This window comes from Streptomyces olivaceoviridis, from assembly GCF_014650115.1.
Taxonomy (GTDB): Bacteria; Actinomycetota; Actinomycetes; order Streptomycetales; family Streptomycetaceae; genus Streptomyces; species Streptomyces olivaceoviridis.
In genome coordinates this window covers 97,614-113,422 of sequence record NZ_BMUI01000005.1, presented here as the reverse complement: position 1 = coordinate 113,422, position 15,809 = coordinate 97,614, and the positions used below count along the sequence as shown (strand labels likewise).

The 15,809-nt window shown below is 72.0% G+C and carries 19 protein-coding genes and 1 pseudogene; 9 read left to right on the top strand and 11 right to left on the bottom strand.

All coding sequences use genetic code 11. The features are described from left to right. The first annotated feature begins 401 nt into the window (after positions 1-401). Both IE273_RS11830 and IE273_RS11825 read left to right on the top strand, forming a co-directional pair. Positions 402-596, top strand: coding sequence for a hypothetical protein (locus IE273_RS11830; protein WP_189815093.1), 195 nt, complete (start codon positions 402-404; stop codon positions 594-596). Positions 597-757: 161 nt separating this feature from the next. Beyond that, positions 758-2,287, top strand: coding sequence for a serine/threonine-protein kinase (locus IE273_RS11825; protein ID WP_229887175.1), 1,530 nt, complete (start codon positions 758-760; stop codon positions 2,285-2,287). On the opposite strand, the gene IE273_RS11820 is transcribed toward IE273_RS11825, so the two are convergent. Then, complete coding sequence (locus tag IE273_RS11820) at positions 2,262-3,065, bottom strand: SMI1/KNR4 family protein (protein ID WP_189815092.1); 804 nt, start codon at positions 3,063-3,065, stop codon at positions 2,262-2,264. The genes IE273_RS11825 and IE273_RS11820 overlap by 26 nt on opposite strands. Positions 3,066-3,119: 54 nt before the next feature. After that, a complete protein-coding gene (locus IE273_RS11815; RefSeq protein WP_229887174.1) occupies positions 3,120-3,569 on the bottom strand; it encodes an acyl-CoA-like ligand-binding transcription factor in 450 nt (149 codons plus the stop codon). A gap of 53 nt (positions 3,570-3,622) precedes the next feature. Here IE273_RS11815 and IE273_RS11810 point away from each other — a divergent pair, with 53 nt between their 5' ends. Continuing rightward, on the top strand, positions 3,623-4,423 hold the full coding sequence (locus IE273_RS11810; RefSeq protein WP_229887173.1) for a zinc-binding dehydrogenase: 801 nt from the start codon (positions 3,623-3,625) through the stop codon (positions 4,421-4,423). A gap of 129 nt (positions 4,424-4,552) precedes the next feature. On the opposite strand, the gene IE273_RS11805 is transcribed toward IE273_RS11810, so the two are convergent. Continuing rightward, entirely contained in the window at positions 4,553-5,296 is a 744-nt protein-coding gene (locus tag IE273_RS11805) for an SDR family oxidoreductase (RefSeq protein ID WP_189815091.1), read from the bottom strand. A gap of 155 nt (positions 5,297-5,451) precedes the next feature. On the opposite strand from IE273_RS11805, the gene IE273_RS11800 reads away from it, so the two are divergent. Beyond that, positions 5,452-6,378, top strand: a complete 927-nt coding sequence (locus IE273_RS11800; RefSeq protein WP_189815090.1) for a LysR family transcriptional regulator — start codon at positions 5,452-5,454, stop codon at positions 6,376-6,378. 120 nt (positions 6,379-6,498) lie between these two features. Here the strand turns inward: IE273_RS11800 and IE273_RS11795 are convergent, their stop codons facing one another. After that, positions 6,499-7,104, bottom strand: a complete 606-nt coding sequence (locus tag IE273_RS11795; RefSeq protein ID WP_189815089.1) for an NADPH-dependent FMN reductase — start codon at positions 7,102-7,104, stop codon at positions 6,499-6,501. Between IE273_RS11795 and IE273_RS11790 the strand changes: the two are divergent. Next, positions 7,103-8,102, top strand: a pseudogene (locus IE273_RS11790) (helix-turn-helix domain-containing protein). The gene IE273_RS11795 and the pseudogene IE273_RS11790 overlap by 2 nt on opposite strands. A gap of 354 nt (positions 8,103-8,456) precedes the next feature. On the opposite strand, the gene IE273_RS11785 reads toward IE273_RS11790, so the two are convergent. After that, on the bottom strand, positions 8,457-9,125 hold the full coding sequence (locus tag IE273_RS11785; protein WP_189815088.1) for a DedA family protein: 669 nt from the start codon (positions 9,123-9,125) through the stop codon (positions 8,457-8,459). A 298-nt stretch (positions 9,126-9,423) separates the two neighbouring features. Here IE273_RS11785 and IE273_RS11780 point away from each other — a divergent pair, with 298 nt between their 5' ends. Beyond that, positions 9,424-9,720: an MmyB family transcriptional regulator gene (locus IE273_RS11780; RefSeq protein WP_373309327.1), complete on the top strand. Its 297-nt coding sequence runs from the start codon at positions 9,424-9,426 to the stop codon at positions 9,718-9,720. A gap of 43 nt (positions 9,721-9,763) precedes the next feature. Here IE273_RS11780 and IE273_RS11775 read toward each other — a convergent pair whose 3' ends face one another. Continuing rightward, on the bottom strand, positions 9,764-10,429 hold the full coding sequence (locus IE273_RS11775) for a TetR/AcrR family transcriptional regulator (protein WP_189815087.1): 666 nt from the start codon (positions 10,427-10,429) through the stop codon (positions 9,764-9,766). A gap of 16 nt (positions 10,430-10,445) precedes the next feature. Beyond that, on the bottom strand, positions 10,446-11,201 hold the full coding sequence (locus IE273_RS11770) for an SDR family oxidoreductase (protein WP_189815086.1): 756 nt from the start codon (positions 11,199-11,201) through the stop codon (positions 10,446-10,448). 175 nt (positions 11,202-11,376) lie between these two features. On the opposite strand from IE273_RS11770, the gene IE273_RS11765 reads away from it, so the two are divergent. After that, positions 11,377-12,309 (top strand): quinone oxidoreductase family protein, encoded by a 933-nt coding sequence (locus IE273_RS11765; protein ID WP_229887214.1) that lies wholly within the window; start codon positions 11,377-11,379, stop codon positions 12,307-12,309. 22 nt (positions 12,310-12,331) lie between these two features. On the opposite strand, the gene IE273_RS44680 is transcribed toward IE273_RS11765, so the two are convergent. Further along, the gene (locus IE273_RS44680; RefSeq protein ID WP_268257501.1) at positions 12,332-12,466 is read right to left on the bottom strand and encodes a hypothetical protein; all 135 of its coding nucleotides are present in this window, start codon (positions 12,464-12,466) and stop codon (positions 12,332-12,334) included. A 64-nt stretch (positions 12,467-12,530) separates the two neighbouring features. Further along, on the bottom strand, positions 12,531-12,989 hold the full coding sequence (locus IE273_RS11760; RefSeq protein ID WP_189815085.1) for an Lrp/AsnC family transcriptional regulator: 459 nt from the start codon (positions 12,987-12,989) through the stop codon (positions 12,531-12,533). A 63-nt stretch (positions 12,990-13,052) separates the two neighbouring features. Between IE273_RS11760 and IE273_RS11755 the strand changes: the two genes are divergently transcribed. Then, the gene (locus IE273_RS11755; RefSeq protein ID WP_189815084.1) at positions 13,053-13,778 is read left to right on the top strand and encodes an AzlC family ABC transporter permease; all 726 of its coding nucleotides are present in this window, start codon (positions 13,053-13,055) and stop codon (positions 13,776-13,778) included. Continuing rightward, entirely contained in the window at positions 13,771-14,100 is a 330-nt protein-coding gene (locus tag IE273_RS11750; protein WP_189815083.1) for a branched-chain amino acid transporter permease, read from the top strand. Before IE273_RS11755 ends, IE273_RS11750 begins: the two co-directional genes overlap by 8 nt. Before the next feature lie 52 nt (positions 14,101-14,152). On the opposite strand, the gene IE273_RS11745 is transcribed toward IE273_RS11750, so the two are convergent. Continuing rightward, positions 14,153-14,710: an aldo/keto reductase gene (locus IE273_RS11745; protein ID WP_189815082.1), complete on the bottom strand. Its 558-nt coding sequence runs from the start codon at positions 14,708-14,710 to the stop codon at positions 14,153-14,155. Positions 14,711-14,794: 84 nt separating this feature from the next. Next, positions 14,795-15,691 (bottom strand): helix-turn-helix domain-containing protein, encoded by an 897-nt coding sequence (locus IE273_RS11740; protein ID WP_189815081.1) that lies wholly within the window; start codon positions 15,689-15,691, stop codon positions 14,795-14,797. Between the last annotated feature and the right edge of the window lie 118 nt (positions 15,692-15,809).

Genomic DNA, 15,809 nt, shown 5'->3' with positions numbered 1-15,809 from the left:
CGAACGTCTCCTTGCGTGGGGGAGTCGAGCGCATGGGGCCGTGGCTGACGCCGCCGGGCCGAGGTTCACGTCGGGGGCCTGCTGCGAAGGGCCACGGGTTCGGTGAGCGACTGCATATGTTCGTGATTTCGAACGTTGTTCGCTGGATCGTCGAGACCATAGTGCGGCGATTGACGGGCCGTCAACGGCGCCGACATCTTCCATCCCGGTCTGCTCGCCGCCGGCGTCGCCCGCGCGGAACACGGCCCGCCGGTCGCGGTGATCGTAGGGAGATCCACCGAAGCCCGCGCGGGACTCCTTGGCACGGAGTGACGCGCATGGCGAGACTGGCAGCCAGCCCGGACAGCGCCTCCTGTAGGGGCGCCGACAGCCGAATCTCACCCAGCCATAAGGGAGTTCACATGCGTCCGTGCAAGCGCGCACCGGCCTTCACCTTCGTGGCCACCGTGGCCTTCTCTGCCCTCGGCCCGCAGGCCATGGCCGCACCCATGCCCTGGGAGACCGGCAAGACCCCCACGGCCGTCCACCACGGCGTCTCCCCGGCCCGCGAGAGTGCCACGGTCACCGTGCGGTGCGCGCCTCCCTGTTACCAGTAGGGGCCGCGCCCGGAGCGTCTGTGCCGGAGCCGAAGGGCGGGTGCTCGCGAGGCCCTGCCGTACGTGAGCAGGGGTATTCCGGCCTCTCATGGGTACGCGTGTGCGGCGCCCCCTCGCAGGCGCACCTGTGGGCAGCACCTGGAGAAGCAGTGGGAGATGGCATGAGGCTCCGCCAGTCGGCATTGACGCCGTTCCAGTGTTCCGCACCAGTGCTGGGCGGGCGCTACCGCCTGGACGGCGCCATCGGCTCGGGCGGCGCCGGCGACGTCCACCGTGGCTTCGACCTGCGTCTGAAACGACCGGTGGCCGTCAAGGTCTTCCGCGACGGCAACGGTGGCGACAGGGAGGACGGCTTCCACAACGAGGCGGTGATCCTTGCCCGGCTGCGGCACCCCGGCCTGGTCACCGTCTACGACGCCGGCCGGCATGACGGACGTGCCTACCTGGTGATGGAACTCATCGAAGGCCCGACGCTGAAGGCGCGCATCACCGCGGGCCGCCTGACGCCCGGGGAGACCGCCGCTCTCGGAGCCGACCTCGCGCGGGCCTTGGCTCACGCGCACGACGCGGGGATCGTCCACCGTGACGTGAAACCGTCGAACATCATCCTGGACGCGTCCGGCCGCCCCCACCTGACCGACTTCGGGATCTCCCGGCTGCTCGACGCCACCACCCGCACCAGCACCGGCACACTCGTCGGCACGGCCGCCTACCTGTCTCCCGAGCAGGTGCTCGGCCAGTCCGTCGGCCCGCCCGCCGATGTCTACGCCCTCGGGCTGGTGCTCCTCGAATGCGTCACGAGCCGACTCGAATACGACGGTGCCCCCTTGGAAGCCGCGATCGCGCGGCTCCACCGGCGTCCCGAACTGCCCGACTCCCTCCCGGAGGAGTTCGCGGCCCTGCTGGGGGACATGACCGCCCTGGAAGCACAGGCCCGCCCATCGGCCGACGACTGCGTCCGGACGCTGGCCGCCCTGGCCGAGTCGAACGGTCCCAGGGCCGTCCCGCCCCCGGCTGACGTCACGAGCCTGGTCCCCGAGCAGGTGCCGGTGTGGGCCGACCTCACGCACCCGCATGCGTCGCACGCCGCCGGGACGGCCGTACCGAAGGCCGCGCCCACGCGCGGACGCCATCTGGTCGTCGGTACGGCCGCGGCGCTGGCGGCTGCCGTGGCCGCCACTGTCGGCGTGTCCGACGGGTCCGCGCACCACGAAGTGCCCCGGGCGGTGAGCAGCCCCTCCGCGAAAGCCGACGCACCAGGCGCGTCCGGCTCCAGCCACGAGGCGGCCTCCAGCCATGAGGCGGCCCCCGGTCAAGAGGCGGCCCCCGGTCAAGAGGCGGGATCCGTCCCTGCCAGGTCCTCTGCCCGGGAGGTCCCCGCAGCGCGGCTTCATGACCCCACCCCCGGCCAGGCTTCCGGCTCCGCCCCGGCTGTCCCGAGCCGGGAGCCGGCCACCGGCACGGGCGCCCATGGCACCACGGCCCCACCTTCACACACCACCGCACAGGGCACGCCAGGCAGTGGGGCCGCGTCACCGTCCGGTACGGCATCGCACGGCAAGAGCGGAGCGGACCCCTCCGGCGAGCGATCCGACAAGCCCCGGAACGCTGAGAAGGGCCACGGGAAGAAGGACCGGGAGGTGCCCTCCGGCGCCGCGGGTTCGGTCAGTCCCTCTGCTGGTAGTTCATGAACCAGTGAGTGTCGAAGTAGCGGGCCATCGTGAAGGGGTGGTCCGGGTCGACGAGGATGCGGCAGACGAACTCCGCGGTCTGACAGTCGAAGGGGACGTCCTTGTTGTCGAAGGACCGGACCACGACGGGCCAACGGTCGGGGTCGTCGCCGTCGGCCCTCCAGCAGTACAGGTCCTCGTGCTCCGTGCCCGCCCAGACGAGCAGCCCGTCCTCCCTGAGATTCGTCCACGGCTCCTGGTTCAGGTCCAGGTAGCCGTCGAAGGCGCCTACGCCGAACGTCTCGACCATGCGCTTGTAGTCGCTCGGCAGCGCGGTGCCCAGACGCGACTCCACCTCCGTCCAGTCCACGTCCGGCCGCTGGGCGGGCTGCGTCCAGCCGGTGATCCGTAGGAGCCGTTCCATCCAGTCGACGTCCTCGTCCACGTCGGGAGCGACCGTCGCGGGCTCTGGCACCTCCCTGTGCGCGACCACGAGGACCGGCCGCTCCACCCCTTCGGCGTCCCGCGCCGTACCCGTGCCGACCCACTGGTCCCCGTACGCCCACGCCCGCATCTTGACGGCCCGGTCCTCGAAGGGCACGAGGAGAGCCGCGCCCTTGGCATCGTCGACCGTCGGATCGGTGAAACCGTCGAGGACGAGGGTGCGCGGGGCGCCGTACCTGCCGGCGAGCAGGTCGGTCAGGGCCTGCGGCTCCAGGTCGCCGGGCAGGTACATGTAGGCGTCCCCCGCGCCGAGCTGGGCCAGCAGGTCGTTGACGGTCGCTTGCGTGAGTTCCATGGCGGACAGTGAAACGCACCGCACTGACAATGGACGCGCCGGCGTTCTGTCCGCTCAGCTCTCCTGTGCCGCCAGTGCCGCGACCGAGGGGATCACCGCGAAGGCTTCGCGCGTGTGCCGGATGAGCGCCGCACGGTCCTGCCGTACGGCGTCCGACGAGGTCCATGTCTCCAGTGCGCGGTGCCAGGCGGCCAGCATGAGGCCGAGCAGAAGGCGCAGCTCGGTGTGGCCGGGGGACTGCCCGGGCAACCGGTCCGCCACGATCCGGACGACGCTCGCGGAGACCTCTGAGCAGTGGCGCAGGCTGTGTGCGGTCAGCGCGGGGGTGCGGTCGGTCAGGCTGCGGCTGGCCAGGAAGCGCCGTTCCCATCCGTCCGCCATCCGCTCCAGTGCCGCGAACAGCGCGTCTTCGTAGGCGCCGAGCAGGTGCCCGCCGGTCAGGGGCCGACTCTCGATATCCGTGAGGTAGGCGGCCCACAGTTCCTTCTCCGAAGCCAGGGCCACGTCCTCCTTCGAGGTGAAACCCCTTCTCCCTCAACGCCGGTGAGGTCCACCACGTGGTCCCCGAGGGCGAAGCCGGCACGGTGCCCGGCTGGGACGCCGCGGGCGTCGTGCTCCGCGCAGCCGCCGACGGCTCCGGTCCCACGGCCGGTACCCCCGACGTCACCGTGGGGGCGGACGGCGCCTGGGCCGAACTGCGCGCCGTGGACACCGATCTGATCGGCACCGTGCCCGAGGGAACCGACCTCGGCCCGATCAGCACCCTGCCGGTCGCCGCCGGCACGGCCCTGCGCGCCCTGCACCGCATCGGCCCGATCCTGGGACGGCGCGTCCTCGTGACCGGCGCGGGCGGGGGCGTGGGCCGCTTCACCCTCCAGCTCGCGGCCCGAGGCGGCGCCCATGTCACCGCGCTGACCAGCGATCCGGTGAAGGCGGACGCACTACGCGCACTCGGCGCTCAGGAGATCGTCACCGACCTGGCCGCGCTCCGGCACCTCGCACCGGTGCACGGCGTGGTCGAACTGGTCGGCGGCGCCCACATGGTCGCCGCACACGGCGTCCTGGCCGACCACGGCGTGCTGGTGGCCGCAGGCCACATATCCGGCGACGGCGAGCAGTTCCCCTACGGAGCCCTCTTCGGCAACGGTCGTCGCCACGACCGCCAGATCGTCACCTACTACCTGCTGGACGACGCCGTAGGACTGGGCGCCGACCTCACCTGGCTCGCCGCGCTCACCGCCCGCGGCGAACTGGACCCGCAAGTCGCCCTCCGCACCGACTGGACGCAGGCGGCCTGGGCGGCGGCCGAACTCGCGGGCCGCCGCGTGCCGGGCAACGCCGTCCTCGACGTCCACTGAGCGGACAGGCCGACGTCCGCCGCCGGTCCTGTTGCGCGACGTCCCGCTCAGCAGCGCCGTATCGGCCAGACCCCCGGTAGCCGTCGGGTCCGGGCACAAGCGCCGCTTGCCCCCGGACCCGACGTGGAGTCAGAGTTGGGAGCCGCCGCCGTCCACGGCGAGTTCGGCGCCGGTGGTGTAGGTGGCGTCGAAGGCGAGGAACGCCACGGCCCTGGCGACTTCGGCGGGGTTGCCGAGGCGCAGCATGGGGATGTCGGCGGCCGTCTGCGCCTTGGTCGCTTCTGCCGCCTCCTTGGGCATGGACTTCTCCAGGATCCCGGTGTCGATCGGGCCGGGGCTGACCGCGTTGACGCGGATCTTGCGCGGGAGCAGCTCGCGGGCCAGGCTGCGCGTCATCGAGCGCACAGCCGCTTTGCCGGCCGCGTAGGCGCTGAGCAGCGGAAGCCCCAGCACGTTGGCCACGGACGTGGTGAACACGACACCGCTGCCCTCCGCCAGCAGCGGAGCGAGCTTCTGCACCGTGAAGTAGGGTCCCTTGGCGTTGATGGCCAGCAGGTGGTCGAAGAGCTCCTCGCCGGTCGCCTCGAACGGCGCGAAACCGCTGACGCCCGCGTTGGCGAACAGCGCGTCGACCGTGCCGAACCCGGTCTTCACCCGGTCGGCCAGCGCCTCGATGTCGGGCAGCGAGGCGGCGTCGCTGCGGACCGCGATCGCGTTGCCGCCGAGCTGGTCGCGGGCGGCGTCCAGGGCGTCCCGGTCGCGCCCGGTGATCAGCACCCGCGCCCCTTCGTCCACGAACAACTGCGCGGTGGCCAGGCCCAAACCGCTGCTGCCACCGGTGATCACCACGTGCCTGCCCTCGTACTTGCCCATGCCGGACACACTCACTTCCTCAAACACCCACGGGATTCCGTCCGGCGGGTCGGTCCCGGCCGGACACCGTCGAGTCAACAACCGGTGCGAACCGCGCGTCCAAGACCCGTCCCGCAACCCGTCATGCGCGAACCGCATGACGGTAGGCTGCCGTTGTGCCCGAGGAAGCCCCGCCCCCCGCGACGCCCCGTCCCGGCCCCGACCTGGACCTGAGGCTGGTGCGGTACTTCACGGTCGTCGCCGGGCACCTGAACTTCGCCCGGGCCGCCGCGGAGCTGCACGTCGCCCAGCCCTCCCTGAGCCGCCAGATCCAACGGCTGGAGGACGCCCTCGGCGTACGGCTGCTGGAGCGCACCCCGCAGGGCAGCCGTCTCACCGCGGCCGGCGCGGCCTTCCTCCCGCAGGCACAGGCGCTGCTGCACACGGCTCACCAGGCGGTGCTCACCGCACGCGCCGCCGCTCCGCCGCGCACGGTCACCATCGGATACGTCGAGGACCTCGTCGTCACCCCCGCGGTACGCGACCTGCGCCGCCGTCACCCCGACGCCCACGTCCGCACCCGTCACCTGGACTGGGACGAGGCACGCGCCCTGCCCGAGGGCCGGGTCGACGCGCTCGTCATCCGCACCCCGCTCCCCGTCCCGGACGACGGCCTGGACGTGACCGTCCTGTACGACGAACCGTGGGTCCTCCTCGTACCCGCCTCCCACCGCCTGTCGGGGAAGGAGTCGGTCGCTCCCGGCGACTTCACCGACGAACCCCTGGTGGCCTGCGCCGGAATGGCCGCCGCGTGGACGGGCTTCTGGCGGCTCGACCCCCGCCCGGACGGCAGCCCGGCCCCCCTCGGTCCGCTGTCGGCCGACACCTTCGAGGACAAGCTCGAAGCCATCGCCGACGGCCGGGCCATCGCCCTCGTCCCGGCCGACGACCGGCGCTGGGCACTCCGTACCGACCTCGCCGCCATCCCCGTCGAGGGGGTCGAACCCTGCCAGGTCGTGGTCGCCACGCGCCTCACCGACCCCAATCCCCTGGTCACCCACTTCCGCGAATCCGCGAGGAATCACCTCACCCGCAAGACCTGACGTGTCCGGTCCGCAAGGGCATGGCGGAAGCCCGCGCCCTGATCACGCCCACCCTGGCAGCACACCCGGAACCGGTCGGCCCGGGCCGGGGACAAGGCCCTCGGCCGAGGCCCGGGAGGGTTACCGGTTGACGATCAGCGGGCGGTCGCGGCGGGCGTCGTGGAGGGCCGAGCCCCACCAGAGGAGCTGGTCGAGCATGGCTGTGGCGGCGTCCTCGGGGCCCTGCGGGTCACGGAGCGTGCCGTCGGGGGAGAAGAGGAGGTAGTAGCTGGGGAAGGCGATGTAGTCGCGCACGGTGTGGGCGTGCAACTCGTTGAACACCTGCCGGAGTTGCTCGATCGCCAGCAGACCGCCGCTGAGGCCGCTGTAGCCGACGAAGCCGATCGGCTTGGCCTTCCACTGGGTGTAGTGCCAGTCGATGGCGGCCTTGAGGGACGCCGGGAAACTGCGGTTGTAGTCGGGCGTCACGATGACGACCGCGTCGGCGGCGTCGAGCCTCCGGGTCAGTCCGGCCATGCCCTCGGGGCGCGGTAGGTCGGGCTGGAGGGCCGGCGGGGTGGACGGCAGTGCGAGCGGGAGGTCGACCTCCGCCAGATCGATCAGGTCGATCGTGAACTCGCCGTGGCGCTTGGCCTGTTCGACGAACCAGTCGGCCACCACCGGGCCGAAGCGGCCCTCCCGGACACTGCCGACGATCACTACGAGATTCAGTCGTGCGCTGGACATGGCTGTGCTCCTCCTACGGGGGCCGGCGCCGCCCCGGGTCGGGCGCTCGCTCCACGCTGTCGGACGGGCCGCGGACGAGGGAGGCCGGGCGGAGGGTGGTAGTGCCAGGGCCACGATCCGCCGGTGCGGCCGGTGCTACGTTCCCGGGATGAGCGACAACGAGCTCGGCCTCTTCCTGCGGCTGCGCCGGGAAGCCGTCACACCGGCCGAGGTGGGACTGCCCGCCGGACCGCGCCGCCGCACGCCGGGACTGCGCCGCGCGGAACTGGCGACGCTCGCCGGGGTGAGCGTCGAGTACGTCACCAGGCTGGAGCAGGGGCGCGACCGCAGGCCCTCGGTGCAGGTGCTGGCGGCCCTGGCCGACGCGCTGCTGCTCACCCCGGGTGAACGGGTCCATCTGCACCGGATCGCCAAGGGCGCCGACCCCGGCTTCAGCTGCCGGGGCGGGGCGGGACCGAACAGGGCGGTCAGGCCCACGGTGCGGGCGCTGCTGGAACGGCTGGAACCGGCGCCCGCCGTGCTGGTGAACCGGCTGAGCGAGATCCTGGCCTGCACGCAGGGGTACCGGCGGCTGGCCGAACCGCTCGGTCTGCTGGACGGTGCCCGGCCCAGCCTCGCCCGCTTCGTCTTCACCGACCCGCGGGCGCGCTCGGTCTACCCGGACTGGGGCACGGTCGCCGACCAGCAGGTCGCGGCCCTTGAAACAGGGGCCGGGACAGACCGACGTCCATGTCGGCGCGCTGATGGACGAGTTGACGGTGTCCTCCGGCGAACCCTTCGCCGGCCGGCTGCGGACGCTGCCGGGGCTGCCGCGGGCGAACGGGGTGGTGCGCCTGGTCCGCCCGCAGGTGGGGGAGGTGCGGCTGGCCTACGAAACGCTCGGGCTGCCCGCCGACGACGACCAGCAACTCGTCGTCCACCTGCCGGCCGACGACGCGAGCGCCGCCGCACTCGACCGCCTCACCGGCCGCCGCCCCGGCGCCCTGCGAGCGGTCTGAGCGGTACGGTCGGTCGTCGGCTCGTGCGCCGACGGGTCACTGTCCGCTGCTTGTCGACCGGCCCGGAGCGGCGAGGCCGGGACCGAGTCCGGCTGTGGGCCATCGGTCCGGGCCGGCGGGTCCCCACCGCCGGCCGGGGCGGGGCAGGGGTCGCCGGCGTGTGCCCTTCCGGGTGGGAGCGCTTCCGTACGGCCGAAGAGTCGTGGACGGGAAACGGGACACCGCTCCTCTCCCGCCACCGGCCCCTCGTGACAGCAAGGGCAAAGGCAAGGGGCAGCGGCGGCTATGGCCGCGCGGTTGCCGGGGAGGGACCAGTCACCCGGCCGCCGACGGAGGGCCCGTCGAAGGCCAGGATCACCTGGTTCCTCCCTTGGTGTCGGCACGCCGGCGGGTGCGCAGCACCTCGGCGAGGAGGGGGACCAAGGAGACGATGACGATCAACGCGACGAGCGGCAGCAGGTAGTGGTCGACGTTCGGTATCGAGGACCCCAGTGCGTACCCCGCGAGGGTGAGGCCGACGCTCCACACCAGACCGCCGGTCACCTGCCACAGCGTGAAGGTCCGCACCGGCACGTCCAGGGCGCCGGCCATCGGGTTCAACACCGTCCGCACCACCGGGACGAACCGGGCCAGGAGGATCGCCTTGGCGTGCCCGTACCGCTCCAGCAGTTCCTCGGCGCGCCGCACGCCCTCGCGGAGACGTCGGGAACGGCTGCGGGCGATCAGCGCACCGCCCGCCTTGCGGCCGATCAGGTATCCGCACTGCGCCCCGGCCAGCGCGCCGACGGCCGCCGCGACCAGCAACGGCGCCAGGGACAGTTTCACGCTCTGGTCCGCCGAACCCGTGCACAGCAGACCCGCTGTGAACAGCAGGGAGTCACCCGGAAGGAAGAAACCGATCAGCAGTCCCGTCTCGGCGAACAGCACCACGCCGACGCCCAGCACGCCGAAGGCGGCCAGGAGCGAATGGGCGTCGAGCACATTGACGGCCAGTTGCGCGGCCAGGTGCGGCGGACTGGTCATGGGGGCCTTCCTCGCGGATCGGGTGACATCGAGCGTCCGGAACGAGCGACTACAGTGGAGTAGACCGTCTACCGAACTGTAGACGAATGGCGCCCGGGGTGCGTTCCGAGCCGTGGGCTCGGTGCCGACCCTGCCGACACCGAGGGCATCGGTCCGCTCAGCCACTCCGGTGGCCCGTCACTCCCGCTTGGGCGGGCCGAACTCGGTTCCGCGGGGCAGTACGACATCGGCGCCCAGGTCCCTCACCACCCGCTCGTCCCGCGGTGCCGCGTCGGCGACGACCCGGTACCCGTCCGCCTTGGCCGGCTGGACGGTGTACCCGCCGACCGCACCGGCCTCCCTCCGTGACGAGCGGTTCCGCCAGTGGTGGGCCGCTCACGACGTCGCGGTCCGGGACACCGGGGCCCAGCATCTGCGCCACCCGGTCGGCGGCGACCTGCCCCTCGACCGGAACGCCGTCACCTGGGCCGCCGACCCCGACCTTCAGATCATCGTCCGGACCGCCGAGCCCGGCACCCCCTGCCACGACAGCCTGCGCCCGCTGGCGTCCTGGGCGGCGGACCCCGGCCACGGCATCAGCGGCAGCTCCGTCTGATCAGCCGGCCGGGCACCGCCAGGGCCGGGGACCGTGCCCGGGATCAGCGTTCAGGCGCGTTCCACAGCTCCCGGAGTTCCGCCCACCGCGTTGCCGGGCCGTGCAGGGCCGTGGGCCGGCCGGTGTCCGGGGTGCGCAGCCCGGTGAGGACGAGGTCGAGGTAGCGCAGGTGCAGCGCGGTGGCGCGCTCGCTGGTGACGGGGATCCGAGGAGTGAGGTGTTCGAGCAGCAACGGGATGTCGGCGGAGGTGAAGTCGGTGCGCAGCACGCCCTCCCTGTGCGCGCCGTCCACCAGGTCGTCCAGCGCCGCGCGCAGCCGATCCGCGGCGGCCCGCACCTCGTCGGTGGCCGGCAGCCGGCCACCGACGAGGGGGAGGAGCGGACCGCCCGCCCCCTGGTCGGCCAACGCGTCACGGAAGAAGCGGACGAGGGCGGTCCAGGGGTCGGGCTCCTCGACGAGTGCGGTCCGCGCCTGCCTGACGAGTTGTTCCATCCCCGCGATCCGCATGTGCTGGGCCAGCAGTTCCTTGCTGGGGTAGCGGCGGTAGAGACTGCCCATGCCGATGCCGGCCCGGCGGGCGATCTCGGAGACGGGAGCGTCCCAGCCGCGCTCGGCGAAGACCTCGCGCGCGGCCTGGAAGAGGCGGGCGTCATTGCGGTCCGCCTCCCGCCGGCGGCCTCGCGGTTTGCCTGTGTACGTGTCACCCATGACGCGGCATTCTCCCTCAGGGGCGCCCCACGCCGTGCCCGCCGTCGACGGTGACGACCGAGCCGGTGATGAAACCGGCCTCCGCGCCGACGAGCATCGCGATCGCCCGGGCCACGTCCTCCGGTTCCGCGACCCGCCCGAGCGGGGTGTGCGCGACCAGGCGCTGCTGGAACTCGACCGGCTGTCCGGCGCTGGCCTCGGTGCGCACGAACCCGGGCGCCACGACGTTGACGTTGATGCCGAGCGGGCCGGCCTCGTAGGCGACGAAGCGGGCGAAGGTGTTCAGGGCCGCCTTGGCGGTGCCGTGCGCGGCCATGCCGACGGTGGGCGGGCCCTCGGCCACGGCGCTGGAGACGTACACGATCCGGCCCCCGCCCCGGGCGCCCATCACGGCCAGCGCCTGCTGGGTGAGGGTGTAGACGGACGCGAGTTCGTTCGTCACCTTCGCGTGGAAGTCGTCCCAGGACAGGCTGGGGAGCGGGGTCGGGGTGAAGCGGGCACCGGCGTTGCAGACGAGGACGTCCAGGCGCCCGTCGACCGCGGAGCGCTCCAGCAGTTCGGCCGCCTGACGGGGGTCGTACACATCGGCCCGCAGGGCGAAGGCTTCGCCGCCGTCGGCCTCGATCCGCTTGACCACCCGGTCGGCGGCCTCGCGGTTCGAGAAGTAGTTGACGGCCACGCGGTACCCACGGGCCGCCAGCTCACGCGAGGTGGCCGCGCCGATGCCCCGGCTGCCGCCCGTGACCAGCGCGGTCGGCTTGCTCGTCGTCATGTGTCCTCCGGTCGACGGATCCGATGTGTTCTGCATCGACCCTATCGGAGCGGAGCGCTCCGCTCAAAGTGGCGCGATCCCAACTCACCGCGGGCTTCGGCACATGAGAAACCGCGAGGATGGCGGAATGATCGCCGTCGGCGACGTGTTGCCCACGGGCATGAGCGAAGCATTAGTGGCGAGCGCCTACGGCGGTCCCGAGGTGCTGTCGGTGATCGACGTGACCGTCCCGGAGCCCGGGCCCGGTCAGGTACGCATCGCGGTCCGTGCCATCGGTGTCAATCCCTTCGACTACAAGGTGTACGGGGGTGTCTTCGGAGCCGATCCGGCGAAGCTGCCGCTGCGGCTGGGTACCGAGGCGGCCGGTGTGGTCACCGCCGTGGGTGCCGATGCGACCGGCCCCGCGGGTCCCGTCCAGGTGGGCGACGAGGTGATCGTCTACCGTGCGCCCGGCGCGTACGCCGCGGAACTCGTCGTCCCGGCCACGTCCGTGGTGCCGAAGCCGGCCGGCCTGTCCTGGGAGCAGGCCGGCGGGCTGATGTCCGCCGGCGCGACCGCCGTGCACGTCCTCGAAGCGGTCGGACTCGGCAAGGGTGAGACGGTGCTGGTCCACGGGGCCGCCGGAGGGGTCGGCCTCGTAGTCGTCCAGCTGGCCGTGGCGCGCGGCGCCACCGTTGTCGCGACGGCGAGCCCCGCCAAGCACGAATTGCTGAGGGAACTGGGCGCGGTCCCGGTCGCGTACGGGCCCGGCCTGGCGGACCGCGTACGTGCGGCGGCGCCGGAGGGGATCCACGCGGCGGCCGACCTCGTGGGCACCGACGAGGCGGTGGACGTCTCCCTGGAACTCGTGAGCGACCGTTCCCGTATCGCCACCATCGCGGCGTTCGAGCGCGGGGCCCAGGCCGGGATCAAACTCCTCGGCAGCGGGCCCGGCGGCGACCTCGGCACCGAGATCAGGCAGGCCGCCCGCCTCCAGCTGACGGAAGCCGCGGCAGCGGGACGACTGCGCATCCTGATCGCGTCCAGCTACCCGCTGCGTGAGGCAGCCGCCGCCCATCGCGAGAGCATGGCCGGTCACACCACCGGGAAGATCGTCCTGGTGCCGTAACACCTCTCCGTGCGGGACCGTCTCAGGCGCTCGCCCGCGCGATGACCGTTTCCAGCAGGAACCGGATCAGCGCGTGGGCGGGCGGCCGAGACGAGCGGGGCACGTCCACGCCTTCGAACACGGCCACGGCCGGTTCCGTGACCGTCTCCCTCTCCACCGGGCGCGGGTACGGCGGCTCGGGTGGCCCGCTGCCAGCTCCCCGAACACGGGCGCGCGCTGTTCTAGTCGCTGGTCTTGATGTCCTTCATGGTCAGATGGGATTCGATACGCCGGACACCCGGCAGGCCGCTGAGTCTGCCCGTGAGGAAGGCTTCGTAGGCGGCGTGGTCGGCGACGGCGACGCGGATGAAGTAGTCGGGGCGCCCGTACAGGCGACGGAACTCGATGACCTCCTCATAGGAGGCAACGGTGCCCTCGAACTCCTCGAAGCTCTTGCGGTCCTGGGCGTAGATCTCGACGTCGACCAGGACTTCCAGGCCGCGGCCCAGCGCCTCGGGGTTGATGACCGCCCGGTACCCGGCGATGACGCCGGCCTCTTCCAGCCGTTTGACCCGGCGCAGGCAGGGCGGCGGGGTCAGACCGACCCGCTTGGCCAGCTCCACGTTGGTCAGCCTCCCGTCCTGGCGCAGATGAAACAGAATGTCGCGGTCGACGGCATCGAGGTGCAGATCATTGCTCACGCGGCCAATGTATCGCCATAATCGGCAACCATATAAGGTCGAGACTTTTCTAAAATTGCACGCATGCGAATACGTTCTACCGTTGTCGACCGCGAGTCCGCGACGCCGCCCAACGCGCGTGCGGCGTTCAAGGACTCCCTCGGTGTGGGCCTGGCGTTCGTCCCGCTAGGGCTCGCCTTCGGCGCGCTGGTGACGCAGTCGGACCTGCCGTGGTGGTGGGCCGGACTGTCCGCGGCACTCGTCTTCGCCGGATCGTTCGAATTTCTGCTCATCGGACTGGTCATCGCCGCTGCCCCGCTGGCGGCCATCGCGCTGTCCGCGTTCCTGGTGAACGTCCGGCACGTCTTCTACGCGCTGTCCTTCCCCCTGCACCGCGTGAACGGCCGGCTCGGCAAGGTCTACAGCACCTACGCCCTGTGCGACGAGGCGTACGCCCTGACCACCGACGAGCAGGCCCGTTCCTGGCCCAGTCCGCGCATCCTGTGGCTCCAGTTCTCCCTGCACCTGTACTGGGTCGGCGGCTCCACCGCAGGCGCCCTCCTCGGCTCCCTCATCCCGGACAGCGTCACCGGCCTGGACTTCGCCCTGACCGCCCTGTTCGCCGTCCTCGCCCTCGACGCCGTACGGAACCTGCGCGGCGACCTGCCCACCCCGGCACTGGCCCTGCTCAGCGCCCTGGCCGCGCGGCTCCTCTGCCCGGACCAGTTGCTCCTGGCGGCCTTCGCCCTCTTCACCGCCGGCCTCCTGACCCGCCGCCTCACCACCCGCAGGGAACCGAGCCATGCCTGACAGCCAGTACGTCATCGCCGCCGTCCTCGTCGCAGCCGCCGTCACCTGGGCATTGCGCGCCCTGCCCTTCGCCGCCCTCATGGCCCTGCGCGACAGCACGACCGTCCAGTACCTCAGCACCCGGATGCCCGCCGGCGTCATGCTGATCCTGGTCGTCTACTGCCTGCGCGACCTCCCCCTCACCCACACACGCTCCTTGGCCACGGCGGCCGCCCTGGCCGTCACCGTCGGTCTGCACCTGTGGCGCCGCAACGCGCTGCTGAGCATCCTCGGCGGCACCGCCGTCCACGTAGCCCTGGCCAGCACCGTCCTCGCCCGCTGAGCGGCCCGACCGGAAACCTGCCGCGCCTCCGGTGGCGTACCTCCGGCTCGCCTCAGCGGCGCCGCTGGTCGGCGCGGAGCTCGAAGTCGCCGTAGCTGTTGTCGGCGGGGTTGACGGTCACCCCGGGAGCCACGATCTCGTCGATGCGGTCGAGTACGTCGGCCGAGAGCCTGACGTCGGCAGCGGGCAGGAACGCTTCGAGCTGTTCCATGGTGCGCGGTCCGATGATCGCCGAGGTGACTCCGGGATGGTTGACCACGAAGGCGACGGCCAGCTCGATCAAGGTGAGACCGGCCCTCTCGGCGAGGAGCGCGAGCTGCTCGACGGCGTCGAGCTTGCGCTGGTTGGCCGGGCTGTTCATGTCGAAGCGGGCCCGCGGGCGCGCCGCGGAGGCCGTCCTCGCCTTGAGCGCCTCGCCGACGATCTCCTCCGAGACCCCGCCGGAGTACACGTCCGCGGTGTCGATGACGTTGATGCCGGCGTCGAGGGCACGGTGGATGATCCGTACCGAGTCGGCTTCGTCCGCGTTGCCCCAGGGGCCGAACATCATCGCGCCCAGGCAGAGCGGGCTGACCTGGACGCCGGTGCGTCCGAGCGGCCGGTAGCGCATGAAGGTTCTCCTTGTCGGTTCTCAGCCGTGGTCGGTTCTCAGCCGTGGTCGGTTCTCAGTCGTGGTCGGTGCCGCGGTCGGTTCTCAGCCGTGGCGTGAGGGGACGACAGTGCCGGTGCCGGCCCAGCTGGCGAGAAGGTCGAGGGCCTCCCGCTCTGGTGAGTCCGGTTCGGGGGAGTAGAAGTTGAGGCGGAGGCCGGGATCGGCCGGCAGATCCAGCGCCTCGTAGGGCAGCGCGAGATCGCCGACGAGCGGGTGGTGAAGGCGCTTCACGCCGGAGCGGTGGATCTTCACGTCGTGTCGGGCCCACCGGCGTGCGAACTCCTCGCTCCTGGTCGTGAGCTCTCCGATCAGGTCGGTGAGCGCCTTGTCATGGGGTGCTCGCCCCGACTCGGAGCGCAGGAAGGCGACGGAGTCGTCGGCGCCCTTGTCCCAGTCGGCCCAGAAGTCCTGGCCGACCGGGTCCAGGAACAGGAAGCGGGCGGTGTTGACGGGCCCCCGCTGGGCGAACAGCGGGGAGTCGAAGACCGGCGCGTACAACGCCCGGCCCAGCGTGTTGGCGGCCAGGATGTCGAACCGCGCGTTGCGTACGTACGCCGGCACGTCGGGCATCGAGTCGAGCATCCGCAGGATCGTGGGCCGCACACGGGACGCGCTCACCGTGGGACGCCGGCCCGTCGGAGTCGACGTACGGGCCAGGTCATAGAGGTGAGTGCGCTCGGCCTCGTCCAGTTGCAGTGCGTGAGCGAGGGCGTCGAGCACCGAGTCCGAGGCGCCACTGAGATTCCCGCGCTCGAACCGGACGTAGTAGTCCACGCTCATGCCCGCGAGCAGCGCCACCTCCTCGCGCCGCAGGCCCGGGACGCGCCGGTTTCCGCCGTAGACCGGCAGCCCGGCCTGCTCCGGGGTGATCCGTGCCCGCCTGGTGCTCAGGAACTCGCGGACCTCCGCGGCCAGGTCCTTCTTGTCGACGTCAGCCATGATCAGGTCTCAAGGCTGCATCAGGCAGTGGGACCGGCTCGGGTACGGCGTCTCCGAGGAGTCGCTGGGCTGCTGTCGGGCGGGAATCCGGGGGCACGGGTGACTCCTCTCGATCGGC